The sequence below is a fragment of the Kitasatospora sp. NPDC054768 genome (assembly GCF_053612025.1).
The window spans coordinates 44807-56742 of record NZ_JBSHBN010000047.1 but is presented as its reverse complement, the minus strand read 5'-3'; the positions used below and the strand labels follow the sequence as shown (position 1 = coordinate 56742).

General features: G+C 73.8%; 12 protein-coding genes. 4 read left to right on the top strand and 8 right to left on the bottom strand.

Features of this window, described 5'->3' with window-relative positions:
* Positions 1-121: 121 nt before the first annotated feature.
* The 5 genes from ACWGKU_RS17070 to ACWGKU_RS17050 all read right to left on the bottom strand — a co-directional run bounded on the left by ACWGKU_RS17070 (position 122) and on the right by ACWGKU_RS17050 (position 5194).
* Complete coding sequence (locus ACWGKU_RS17070) at positions 122-832, bottom strand: class I SAM-dependent methyltransferase (RefSeq protein ID WP_359910346.1); 711 nt, start codon at positions 830-832, stop codon at positions 122-124.
* Between the two features lie 301 nt (positions 833-1133).
* Positions 1134-1655, bottom strand: coding sequence for an ion channel (locus tag ACWGKU_RS17065; RefSeq protein ID WP_401047904.1), 522 nt, complete (start codon positions 1653-1655; stop codon positions 1134-1136).
* A gap of 634 nt (positions 1656-2289) precedes the next feature.
* A complete protein-coding gene (gene tatA, locus ACWGKU_RS17060; protein ID WP_359910355.1) occupies positions 2290-2598 on the bottom strand; it encodes a Sec-independent protein translocase subunit TatA in 309 nt (102 codons plus the stop codon).
* 211 nt (positions 2599-2809) lie between these two features.
* Positions 2810-3379, bottom strand: a complete 570-nt coding sequence (locus ACWGKU_RS17055; RefSeq protein WP_452180088.1) for a methyltransferase family protein — start codon at positions 3377-3379, stop codon at positions 2810-2812.
* Positions 3380-3631: 252 nt separating this feature from the next.
* Positions 3632-5194, bottom strand: a complete 1563-nt coding sequence (locus ACWGKU_RS17050; protein ID WP_401051375.1) for an MFS transporter — start codon at positions 5192-5194, stop codon at positions 3632-3634.
* Positions 5195-5337: 143 nt separating this feature from the next.
* Between ACWGKU_RS17050 and ACWGKU_RS17045 the strand changes: the two genes are divergently transcribed.
* Complete coding sequence (locus ACWGKU_RS17045) at positions 5338-5928, top strand: TetR/AcrR family transcriptional regulator (RefSeq protein WP_401051378.1); 591 nt, start codon at positions 5338-5340, stop codon at positions 5926-5928.
* Positions 5929-5986: 58 nt separating this feature from the next.
* Here the strand turns inward: ACWGKU_RS17045 and ACWGKU_RS17040 are convergent, their stop codons facing one another.
* Positions 5987-6304, bottom strand: a complete 318-nt coding sequence (locus ACWGKU_RS17040) for a cupin domain-containing protein (protein WP_401051380.1) — start codon at positions 6302-6304, stop codon at positions 5987-5989.
* Positions 6305-6435: 131 nt separating this feature from the next.
* Here ACWGKU_RS17040 and ACWGKU_RS17035 point away from each other — a divergent pair, with 131 nt between their 5' ends.
* Complete coding sequence (locus ACWGKU_RS17035; protein WP_401051382.1) at positions 6436-6702, top strand: hypothetical protein; 267 nt, start codon at positions 6436-6438, stop codon at positions 6700-6702.
* A 79-nt stretch (positions 6703-6781) separates the two neighbouring features.
* Here the strand turns inward: ACWGKU_RS17035 and ACWGKU_RS17030 are convergent, their stop codons facing one another.
* Positions 6782-7939 carry an acyl-CoA dehydrogenase family protein gene (locus ACWGKU_RS17030; protein ID WP_401051384.1) on the bottom strand — a complete coding sequence of 386 codons (1158 nt, stop codon included), beginning with the start codon at positions 7937-7939 and terminating at the stop codon, positions 6782-6784.
* A gap of 277 nt (positions 7940-8216) precedes the next feature.
* Between ACWGKU_RS17030 and ACWGKU_RS17025 the strand changes: the two genes are divergently transcribed.
* Complete coding sequence (locus ACWGKU_RS17025) at positions 8217-9413, top strand: TetR/AcrR family transcriptional regulator (protein ID WP_452180089.1); 1197 nt, start codon at positions 8217-8219, stop codon at positions 9411-9413.
* Here ACWGKU_RS17025 and ACWGKU_RS17020 read toward each other — a convergent pair.
* The gene (locus tag ACWGKU_RS17020) at positions 9410-9754 is read right to left on the bottom strand and encodes a hypothetical protein (protein WP_452180090.1); all 345 of its coding nucleotides are present in this window, start codon (positions 9752-9754) and stop codon (positions 9410-9412) included. The genes ACWGKU_RS17025 and ACWGKU_RS17020 overlap by 4 nt on opposite strands.
* Before the next feature lie 274 nt (positions 9755-10028).
* Here ACWGKU_RS17020 and ACWGKU_RS17015 point away from each other — a divergent pair, with 274 nt between their 5' ends.
* Positions 10029-11933 (top strand): ATP-binding protein, encoded by a 1905-nt coding sequence (locus ACWGKU_RS17015; RefSeq protein ID WP_452180091.1) that lies wholly within the window; start codon positions 10029-10031, stop codon positions 11931-11933.
* The last annotated feature ends 3 nt before the right edge of the window (positions 11934-11936 follow it).

Here is an 11936-nt window from a genome sequence, read left to right as displayed (position 1 = left end):
GAACACGCCCCCGCCCACTTCCCGCGCAGGGGACGCCCCCCCCACCCGCCGGAGGAACCGCCGGGGCGCACGCCCGTCCGCCCCTGGCGCGGCTAGGGGCCGACGGAAACCCCGGTGGCACCTACCTGGCGGCGGTGACGGGCTTGCGGGCCCGGGTCAGCAGGGAGACGCCCGGCAGGCCCTGGACGGGCAGGTAGCGCTCGGCGGCGATCACCGTGCTGAGCGCGGTGTTGATGAAGGCCGGAACGTCGTCCAGGTCGCTGCCGGTGCTCTTCTTCCGGCGCCAGGCGGCGGCCGGGCGGAGCAGGACGTTCCAGCTGTCCAGGGTCTCCATGGTGAAGCCGCTGCCGACGATCACCTCGCGCAGGGTGTCGCGGGTGTAGCGGCGGACGTGGCCGACCGCGACGTCGTGCGCCGACCAGAGCCTCATGTCGCTCGGCACCGCGATGAGTGCCACCCCGCCGGGGCGCAGCACCCGGTGGATCTCGGCCATCGCCGCGTCGTCCTCCTCGATGTGCTCCAGCACGTCGAAGGCGACCACCAGGTCGATCGCGCCGTCGGCGACCGGGAGCCTGCGGGCGTCGGCCCGCATCACGGTGAGCCCGCGGTCGCGGGCCACCTGGGCGCCCTCCTCCCCGTACTCGATCGCGATCGGCTTCCACCCGTTCGCCCTCAGCACCCGGGTGTTGCCACCGCCCGCGGCCCCGATGTCCAGCGCGGTGCCGGCCTTGCTGAACTTGGCGAGCTCCCGGCCCAGCAGTATCCGCCGCTCCTTGTACCACCAGTGCCGGTCCTCGAGCTCGGCGAGCTTGCGTACCTCATGACCTTCCACGGACCCTCCCGGACTTCTTCGTCTCCCTGGCCGCCGCGGAACGCGTCGTCCGGCCGAGCGAAAACATGAGAATTTCGTGAGGTCACTTTACGGGTACGGCGTCCTCGCGGATCCGGGCAGCCCGGTCGGCCGGAGCGTGGTGTCGGCCGGGTGCCGGCGGGCGGCCCGCAGCCCTCGACGAGGCGGCCGGTTCGGAGCAACCATCAAAGAACTGAAGGATTTTGACGAATCGTCGGAAAGATTTGTCGACGGGGTGGCCGCAGGGATGCCGGGCGGACGTCCGTTGCCGTCCGCGCCGGCCTCAGTCCTGCCGTCGGATCCGTCGCTCCACGTTCCCCCGGGCCGCCCGGGACGCCGTTCCGGCCGCCGCCGCGAGGAACACGAAGTTGTACCCGATCTGCAGCACCACCACGAGGCGCGCCGTCTGCCCGGCCGGGGTGATGTCCCCGTACCCGACCGTCGCCATCGTCACCACGGTGAAGTACAGCGCGTCCAGCCGGGTCTCCAGCCCGGCGAACTCCGGCTTGTTTGCGCCCAGCACGTAGTACGTCCCCGCGAAGATGGTCATCGCCAGGAAGATGAGGAAGGCCAGCCAGACCACCGGCCGCTTGGCCGTCCCCCGCATCACCCCGACGATCTTGGCCAGCATCAGCCAGGTCAGCCCGACCAGCGCGCCCGCGAACACCAGCCAGCTCAGCAGCGGCCGGCGCTCGCCGAGCCACTCCAGGGGCAGCGTGAAGTACCCGACCATCAGCAGCGTCGACGCGATCAGCAGCCAGAGCCAGGCCCGCAGGTCGGCAGGGGGCGGAGAGTTCTCGGACATCCCGCCCAGCCTCCCCGGGCCCGGGCCCGTCCGCTCGCCCGCCTGGTCCGATCGGGCGAGCCCCCGCGCCGTCGCCGTACGGGCCGCCGCAGCTGCGGCCCCTCCGTTTCGGCGGTATCTCGGCGGTCACCCGGTCGGTGACGGCCGCCTTGATCCTGGGGTCCTCGGCCAGCGGGGCCATCGTCGCGAGGTAGCGGTCGGTGTCGCTGATCCCGGACCGTGCCCAGAGCGCGAGGGCGGCGAGCGGGGTGAGCGCGCAGGCCGGCACGATCAGGAGGGCGGCGAGGAAGGAGCGGACCCGGTGCCGGGGCGGTGGGCGTTCCGCCGGGCGCAAGGTCGGCCCGGCGGCCACCTGTTCGGCGAGCCGTGCCTCCTGGGCCTCGACGGCGCTCAGCCGGGCCCGCAGCTCGGCCAGTTCGTCGCCGGGCCCGCCCTCGGGCCCGGCGCCGGGTTCGCCGGTCGGCATGCCGGGCTCCGTTCCTCCGATGGGTGCACACCAGGAGACAACGGATCAGATCGGACGGCCAGTCGGGAGGGGCGGTGGCCGGAGCGGGCCCGGAACGGCTCAGGCCGGCCCCGGAACGCGGAAAGCCCCTGGTGGTTCACCAGGGGCTTTCCGGAGGAAGGGGTGGACTCAGGCGGTCGTCTCGGGCCGCTTGGTCTCGGTGGCCTTGGTCACGTTGGTCGGCGTGACGGCCGGGCGGTCGGCGCTCTGCTGGGGAGCGGTGGCGCCCTGCTGGGGAGCGGCGGTGCTCTGCGCGGTGCCGGCCGCGGCGTCCGCCGGGGTGTCGTCCTCGCGCATGGCCTTCGTCTCGGCCTTCAGGATGCGCATGGACTTGCCCAGGCCACGGGCCATCTCGGGCAGCTTCTTCGATCCGAACAGCAGGATTACGACCGCCAGCACCACGAGAATGTGCCAGGGCTCAAGACCGTTCCGCAGCATCCCTGGCCACCGGTCCCTTCTTGTCAGGAGTCATGGCGGGCGCTAGCGCCCGTGCTGGCCAGTATGCCTGTACCTGACGGCGAACGGATACACCAGCCGGGAAACGCTGGCCAAAAACCAGGTGCCGTTCGAGCGGATCGCGAGCGCGGCGGCACCGGCCCGGCCGGACGCGGGTGCCGAAGCTCACACCCGGCCGACCGCGTCGGGGCGTTCAGTGGACGAACGGCACCATGCGCTTCGTCACCCGGCGGTACTGCGCGTACTCGCTCCCGAAGGCGTCCAGCAGCAGCCGCTCCTCGGCGGAGATCCGCCAGCCGTACGCGGCGAACAGCAGGGCCGCGACCACCAGGGCGGCCGCCCAGCTGCCGGTGCCGACCGCGTAGCCGACCCAGACCAGCAGGCTGCCGGTGTAGCCGGGGTGCCGGATCAGCCGGTACGGGCCGGTGCGGACCAGGCGCTGGGTGTCCACGGTGCGCAGGGTGCGGGTGTAGTAGCGGCCCAGGGTGCGCATGCCCCAGGCCCGCAGCGCCAGCCCGGCGACCACCAGGGCCACCCCGAACCAGGCGGCCCAGGAGGGCAGTTCGCCGATCCCGGCGCGGTCGAACAGCACCACGACCAGGACCGACAGGACGTAGCAGCCGAGCAGCAGCCGGGTGGACCCGCGGTCGCGGCGGTCGGCGTGCCAGGTGCCGGCGGCGGCGTCCTCGCGCCGGCGCAGCGGCAGCTCGTAGGCGACCCAGCAGAGGACGCCGAGGAGGGAGAGGAGGGCGGGCAGGGACATGAGGGGCTCCCGGCGGTCGGATCCGAGGTGTGCTTCCACGGTCCTCCCGGCGGGCGGCCGGCACACGCACCCGGGGGTGGACCCGGCGCGGTCCACCCCCGGGTGGAGGCGCGGCGTGGGGGCTCGCGGGCGCTCGGCGCGACCGCTGTGCGGGGGCGGGACGGCGGCTCCCGGGACGGCGGAGAGCCCCCGCCCGGGATGGGCGGGGGCTCTCGATGACTCGCGTGGATCGGGCCGGACGGGTCGGACGGGTCAGACGGCGGCGGGCTCCGGAGCGGGCTCCGGGGCGGTGGCGGGGGCGGCGGCCGGGAGGTGCCGCATCAGGCGGTAGGCCAGGACGGCGGCGCCCAGGGCGAAGACCAGGCCGACCACGGCCGCGACGTGCAGGCCGTCGGTGAAGGCGGTGCGGGTGGTCTCCAGCAGGTCGGCGCCGAGTCGGCCGGGCAGGTGGGCGGCGACGGTGACCGCTCCGCCGAGGGTGTCCTGGGCGGTCCGGGCGGCCTCGCCGTCGACCCCGGCCGGGAGGGCGCCGTCCAGCCGATGCCGGTAGACCGCGGCGCCGGCCGCGCCGAGCAGGGCGATGCCGAGCGAGCTGCCGAGCTCGACGGCGGTCTCGGAGGTGGCGGAGGCGGCGCCGGCCTGCTCGACCGGGGCGGCGGAGACGACCATCTCGGCGGTCATCGTCATGGTGCCGACCGTCCCGGCGGCCAGCACGCCGGCCGCGGTGAGGATGAGCGCCAGCGGGGAGTGCGGGCCGACCAGGGTCATCATCGCGAAGCCCGCCGAGCCGACCAGGAAGCCGCCGCCCATCAGCACCGCCGGGCGGACCTTCCCGGCCAGCGCCGAGCTTGTCCCGACCGCGGCGCCGACGCCCACGCTCGGCACCAGCGACCAGAGCGAGGCGGTCAGCGGGCTCATGCCCTTGACCAGCTGGAGGTACTGCGAAGTGAAGAGGGAGAAGCCCATCATCGCGAACATCGCGATGCTGTTGACGCTGATCGCGCCGCTGAAGGTGCGGATCCGGAACAGGCTCAGGTCGAGCAGCGGGTTCGCGGCGGTGCGCTGGCGCCGCACGAAGGCACCGGCCAGCAGCAGTCCGGCGGGGACGGCCAGCCCGGGCAGCGGGCTCCAGCCCTCGACGGCGATCGTCTTGACGCCGTAGACCAGCGGCAGGATCGCGGTCAGCGAGAGCACGGCGCCGAGCAGGTCGAAGCGGCCGGTGCGGCCGGTGGAGCGGTACTCGGGGAGCAGGACGGGCGCGGCCAGCAGCACCAGGGCCATCACCGGGACGGCGAGCAGGAAGGCCGAGCCCCACCAGAAGTGCTCCAGCAGGAGCCCGCCGGCGACCGGGCCGAGGGTGGCCCCGGCGGTCAGGATGCCGCCCCAGGCGCCGAGCGCGATCTGCCGCTGCTTGGGGTCGTGGAACATGTTGCGGATCAGCGCGAGGGTCGAGGGCATCACGGTGGCCCCGGCGGCGCCGAGCAGCGCACGCGCCGCGATCAGCTGGTTGGCGTCGTGCGACCAGGCGGCCAGCAGCGAGGCGCCCGCGAAGCCGGCGGCGCCGATCATCAGCAGTCGGCGGCGGCCGATCCGGTCGCCCAGCGCGCCCATCGTGATGAGCAGTCCGGCCAGCAGGAACGAGTACATGTCCATGATCCACAGCTGCTGGGTGCCGCTCGGCGCCAGCGTGGTGGAGATGTACGGGACGGCGAAGAAGAGCACGCCCATGTCCATGGTGAGGACGAGGGTCGGGAGTAGGAGGACGGCCAGGCCGATCCATTCGCGACGGCCTGCGCGGCCGGTGGTTGCGGTCATGGGGAAGACCGTACGGATGACTCAGACGCTTGTCTAGTACGTATGTGCAAGTCGCTCGTGCAAGACGGACGATCGAGTGAGACGTACGATCGAGTGAGACGAATGTGCGAGACATTCGTCCATGGCTTCCGTAGGATCGGGGCATGGGAAACCGCGAAGACCTGATGGGCGGCGCCAAGCGCTGCCTGTACGAGAAGGGCTACGGCCGCACCACCGCCCGCGACATCGCGACCGCCTCCGGCGTCAGCCTGGCCGCGATCGGCTATCACTTCGGCTCGAAGGAGGCGCTGCTCAACGCGGCGATGATCGAGGCGATCGGGGAGATGGGGGAGGCCCTGGGCGCGGTGGTGATCGCCGCCAACCAGGTGTCGGACGACCCGGAGGTGCGCTTCGCGGCCGTCTGGGACGGCCTGCGGGACGTCTTCGTCGAGCACCGCGGGCTCTGGGCGGCCCAGTTCGAGGCGCTCGCCCAGGCGGGGCACGCCCCCGACCTGGCGGACGCCTTCGCGGCGGCGCAGAAGGAGGGCCGGCTCGGACTGGCCGCGGTGTTCCAGGGGCTGCCCGAGGTGCCGGACACCGCGGAGGAGGTCGCCCGCGGATCCTTCTACCAGACGCTGCTGGCCGGCTACTGTGCCCAGTGGCTGGCCGCGCCCGAGCTCGCGCCCAGCGGGCAGGACTTCCTGCGGGGACTGCGGCTGGTCAGTGACAGCGTGTTCGCCCCCGTGGAGCACTGACCCGCTACTGAGCTCTCGCCCGCTGAGGAGTCCGCGCCCGCTGCGGAGCCCTCTCCCGCTACGCGGTGACGGCGGTCAGCAGCACCACCGAGTCGACGTGCGCCAGCAGCCCGTGCCGCTCCTGCGGGACGGGCTCCAGGTGGCCGGCCGACAGTTCCAGCCGCCGGCCGGCGATGGTCAGCGAGACCCGGCCGCGCAGCACCTGGACGCTGCCCGCGGCGGGCGGGTTGTGCTCGTCCAGCGTGGTGCCCGCGGTCAGCGCGATCACGGTCTGCCGCAGGATCCCGTCGTGCAGGACCAGGTGGGCGCTGCGCCCGTGCGGGCTCTCCGCCGCCCGGGCGGCGTGCTCCACGGCGAGCTGTTCGAGATCGGGCACCGCGCCTCCTCCTGGCTCCGGGCGCACTCCGTGAGCCCAGGGTCGCGGACGCCCGGGTACCCCGCACCCGGAGGTGCCGCGGCCGGGCGGTCCGAGGTGCAGGCTCCGCCGACTGCCCGCATCGTGGAGGCATGGCGACCAACGACAGAGTCATTTCCGGGTTCCAGGTCAACCGCCCGCTGCTCACCGGCGGCGTGGCGCTCACCGCGATCGGCACCCTGCTCAGCGCGACCGGGACGGTGGTGGTGTGCGCCGCGCTGATCGCGGCCGGCCGCAGCTGGGTGCGCGGTCTGGACACTCCGCCGACCGAGCTCGCCCAGCGGGCCCTGCGGGGGGCGAAGGTGGCGTCCAACGCGGGCTGGGAGGCCTGGCGCACCGAGCACAGCTCACCCAACTGAGACCGGCCGCCGGGCCGGCGAACAGCGGGGCGGGCCGCCGCGGAACGACGGCCCGCCGTGCCGTCGGACCCGAACGGCCCTACAGGCCCAGCGACTTGGCGATGATGCTGCGCATGACCTCGCTGGTGCCGCCGTAGATCCGGAACACCCGGTTGTCGGTGTAGAGCCGGGCGATCGGGTACTCCAGGATGTAGCCGTAACCGCCGTGCAGCTGGAGGCACTTGTCGATCACCGTGGAGGCCGACTCGGTGCAGAACAGCTTCGCCGCGGCCGCGTCCGCGACGGTCAGCCCGCCGTGCTGGTACAGCTCCAGTGCCCGGTCCACCATCGACTGCTGCGCCACCACCTGGGCCTCGCAGTCGGCCAGGGTGAACTTGGTGTTCTGGAACTCGGCCACCGCCTTGCCGAACACCTTGCGGTCCTTGACGTACTGGACCGCGAACCGCACCGCCGCAGCGGCCGCCGCGTACGCGCCGACGGCGATCGCCAGCCGCTCCTGCACCAGGTTGTGGGTCAGGTAGGAGAAGGCCCTGCCCTCCTCGCCGAGCAGGTTCTCCACCGGCACCCGGACGTCGCTGAACGCCAGCTCGGCGGTGTCCGAGGTGCGCAGGCCGATCTTCTGGAGCTTGCGGCCGACGGTGTAGCCCGCGGAGGCGGTGTCCACGCAGAGGATGGACAGCCCGGCCCGGCGGTTCTCCGGGTCGTACGGGGCGGTGCGGCAGATTACCAGGACGAGATCGGCCAGCACGCCGCCGGTGATGAAGGTCTTGGCGCCGTTCAGGACGTAGTGGGTGCCGTCCTCGGAGAGCCGCGCGGTGGTGGAGATGCCCGCGAGGTCGGAGCCGGCGCCCGGCTCGGTCATCGCGATCGCGGTCATGATGTCGCCGGAGACGAAACCGGGGAGCCAGCGCCGCTTCTGCTCCTCGTTCGCGTACTCCAGCAGGTACGGCAGCACCAGGCCGGTGTGCACGCCGGAGGAGCCGAAGCTCACGCCCGCCCGGGCGGTCTCCTCGGCGATCACCGCCTGGTACTTGAATCCGCTCTCGCCCGCGCCGCCGTACTCCTCCGGCACCTCGATGCCGTAGACGCCGAGCTCGCCGAGCTGCCGGTAGAAGTCGCGCGGCGGGTGACCGTCGGTCTCCCAGCTCTCGTAGACCGGGACGACCTCGTTGGCGATGAAGTCCCGGATGGTCTCCCGGAAGGCCTCGTGGTCCTCGTTGAACACGGTGCGGCGCACGGCGGCGCTCCCTTCGACGGCGCCGGCCGGGGCTGCCGGCCGGGGCGGAACCTGCCTGGTGGTGGCTCCACAAGTTAATCCGGGGTAGCTTCGGCTGTCCAGAGTCGGCCGGGCGCGGAAAGCCGGTGGGGAGCGCGGTCGGCGGGGGTGCGAAGTGAATCCTTGCTAGCCTTCCGTCGACGCCGGTCACGGTCCCGTTCCAGAGGTCGGCGCCGTGCCGGACCGGTGCCGGGCCAGTGCCGGACCAGTGCCCGGCCGAAGGGGAGGGAGGCTCGCCATGGTGGTCCGACGGCCGCCCGGGCGGCGCGCCCAGATCCTGGCCGTGGCCGCCGACCGCTTCCACCGCAGCGGCTACCACCAGGTCTCGATGACCGAGGTCGCCGCCGGCGTCGGCATCACCGCGCCCGCGCTCTACCGGCACTTCCGCGGCAAGCCCGAACTGCTGGACCGGGTCGTCCGGTTGGGCCTGGACGCACTCGCCGAAGGCCTGCGCCCGGCCCGCACCACCGCCGACCTCGGCGCCGCGCTGGCCGCCGTCGCGGTCGGCCACCGCCCGCTCGGCACCCTGGTGCAGCGCGACGCCCGGCTGCTGCCGCCGGCCCGGCGGGCGGCGCTGCGCCGTGAACTGCGCGCCGACGTCGCCCTGATGGTCGCGGTGCTGCGCGTGGAACGGCCGGAACTCGCCGCCGGGGACGCCGAGTTGCTGTGCTGGTCGGCGCTCTCGGCCTGCGCCGGGCTGTCCTACCAGTCGGCGGCGCCGCAGCCCCGACGGGCCGAGGCGCTGCTGCGCGGGATGGTCGCGGCCGTCCTGGCGGTCCCCCTGGGCGGTACGGCCACGGGGCCCTGCGCCGGGCCGGTGCCGGTGGCGCCGGAGCCCGCCTCCGGGGCGGCGCCGGAGCCCAGGTCGCGGGCGCGCCGGGAGGAGCTGCTCGCGGCGGCCGTCCGGCTGTTCCACCAGCGCGGCTTCGACAACGTCAGCACCGACCAACTCGGCGCCGCCGTCGGCATATCCGGTCCCAGTGTGTACCGGCACTTCGACAGCAAGGCCGAGCTGCTCGCCGCCTCGCTGGTGCGCAGCCGCGAGCGGCTCTGGCACGAGGTGGACGGCGCGATCTCGGCCGCCGCCGGGCCCGGGGCGGCGCTGGAGGCCGGGCTGGGCGCGTACGTCGGCTTCGCGCTGCGCAACGGGGACTACCTGGGCGCCATGCTGAGCGAGACGGAGCGGCTGGCCCCGCCCGACCGCCGGGCCGCGGTGGACTTCCGGCGGGACTTCCTGCGCACCTGGGTCGGCCTGCTGCGGCAGGTGCACCCCGGGCTCGACCCGGCGGCCGCCCGGATCCGGGTGCACGCGCTGTTCGCGCTGGTCAACGACGGGGTGCGGAACCGCCCGCACAGCACCAGGCCGGATCTCGGGGACTGCCTGCTGCGGCTCGGCCGGGCGGCGCTGGGGACGTCCGGGGGAGGGGCGCTCTAGCGGTTGCCCCCGGTGCCCCGGGAGTTCCCGCCGTTGCCCTGGGGGGCGCCGGTGTTCCCGCTGTTGTTCTGGGTGCCGCTGACGCTTCCGCCGTTGCCCGTCACCGCGAGGTTGTTGTTCTGGTTGCCCGCACCCGAACCGGTGGCCGTCTGCTGGGTGTTGACCACGTTTCCGTGGACGTCGCCGATGATGTTGCCGGAGCCCGCGTCGCTCACCACGCTGCCGGTGGAGTGGTCGGTCGAGCCGGCTCCGTTGTCGGCGTGCGCGGTGGCGGCGCCGACGCCGACGAGGAGGAACGCCCCGAGGGCGGCGGTGGCGGCGGCTGCGCGAATACGGGACACGCTGGTCTCCCTGGCGAGAAGTGCGGATCGTGGCGCCGTCCGGGGTGGCCGCTCCGGGGCGCCGTGGCCCGCGGGGCCGGGCGGCTCGCCGTACGTACGTCGCCGGTTCAGCATTCACCGGTGCGGTGGACGAACTCCACCGAACGGGTGGAAATTCCCCCGATGGGGGAGGACCGGTCAATTCGGAGTTGACGATATTCCGTCATTCCGTCAGGAGGGTGCCGAAGAAGAAAGAAATGGTCGCCAGATAGTCGCACTGGCACACTGGGGACCCATGTCTGATGGTGCCCCGCCCGAGCCCACCCCCGCCGAGGAGCTGCGCACGACCGAGGTCGATCTCGGCGGCCTGGTGAACGTCCTCGCCACCCACCTCTACTCCACCCCGCTGGTCGCCCTGCGCGAACTCGTCCAGAACGCGCACGACTCGCACACCCGCCGGCTCCTGGAGGACCCGGACGGCGACCACCGCCCGCTGATCCGGGTGCGCGCCGACGCCGCCCGGCGGACCGTCGCCATCGAGGACACCGGCGCCGGCCTCACCGAACCCGAGATCCACTCCTACCTGGCCACCGTCGGCACCGGCTACACCCGGATGCTGCGCGAACTGACCGGCAACCAGGAGCTGATCGGCGCCTTCGGCCTGGGCTTCCTCTCCGCCTTCTCGGTCGCCGACGAGGTCACCGTCACCACCACCTCCCACCGCGAACCGCACCTCGGCCACCGCTACCGCAGCCGCGGCGGCGAGCAGTACCGGGTCGAGCCGGTGCCCGCCCGGCCCCGCCCGGGCACGGTGGTCGAGCTGACCCTCAAGGCCGAGCACGCCCACCTCGCCGACGAGGACGTGCTGCGCGACGTGCTCACCCGCTACTGCGTGCTGCTGCCGGTCCCGGTCCACCTCGGGGACGACGAGCAGCCGGTCAACTCCGTCGAGGTGCCCTGGCGCCACCCCTCCGGCGGCGACCAGTACGCCGCCCGGATGCGCTTCGCCGCCGCCTTCGGCCGCCGCTTCGAGCCGCTCACCGCCTTCCCGGTCCACCCGGTCGAGGACGTCACCGACGCGGTCGGCCTGCTCTGGGTCCAGGACGGCGGCACCTACGGCAGCAGCGACAACCGCGACCTCGCCGTCTACCTGCGCGGCATGCTGCTCGCCGAGGACGCCCGCGACCTGCTGCCCCGCTGGGCCGGGTTCATCGGCGGCGTGGTCGAGTCCAACCGGCTCACCCCCACCGCCAGCCGCGAGGACCTCCAGCGCGACGAGCACTACCACGCGCTGCGCAAGGCCCTCACCGACGCCATCGTGGACGGCCTCTACGAGACCGCCCGGCTGCGGCCCGCCGCGTGGCGCCGCATCCTCGCCCGGCACGGCAACGACCTGCTCGGTGCCGCGCTCTGCGACGACCGGCTGTTCACCCTGCTCGCCGACGACGTCCCGGTGCCCACCTCGCAGGGCGACCTCACGGCCGGCGCGCTGCGCGCGGCGGGAGGCGGCGCGGTGCACGTCGCGCTCGGCAGCGGCGGCGGCTTCGAGGAGATGCTGTACCGGGCGATGCGGGTGCCGATCGCCCGCGGCGACCGCTACGCCGTCCTGCCGTTCCTGCGCCGCTACGCCCAGCTGCGCGGCTGCCGGGTGGTCGAGCTGGGCAGCGAGCAGGGCGACCGCGAGCTGTTCCGCGACCCGGAGCGCCCGCTGCCGGAGCACGAGTCGGCCTGGCTGGCCGGCGCCCTCGCCGACCCGGGCGAGCAGCTCGTCCCGGCCCGCTTCGACCCGCCCGGCCTGCCGCTGGTGCTGGTGCCGGACCGCGAGGCCGAGCTGAAGGCCCGGATCGAGGACGACCGGGCGGACGCCCGGATACCCTCGGCCGCCCTGCGGCTGGCCCGCGCCTTCACCGCCCGCACCGACGGCGAGGTCCGGGCCCGGCTCTACCTCAACCTCGCCAGCCCGGCGGTCCGGGACCTGCTGGCCGCCTACCGCGGCGGGCACACCGGCAGCGCGACCGCCGCCGGGCTGCTCCGCTCGATCAAGGTGATCATGGCCGCGGCCTCGTCCGGACCGTCCGAGGGCGACCTCACCGCCGCGCTGGCTGGCATCGGCACCGCGGTCTCCGCCCTGACCGCCGCCGTCCCGGCCGGTCTGCCGGAGGTCCCGGACAGCCCCGGGGCGCTCTCGGAGGAGCGGTGACGG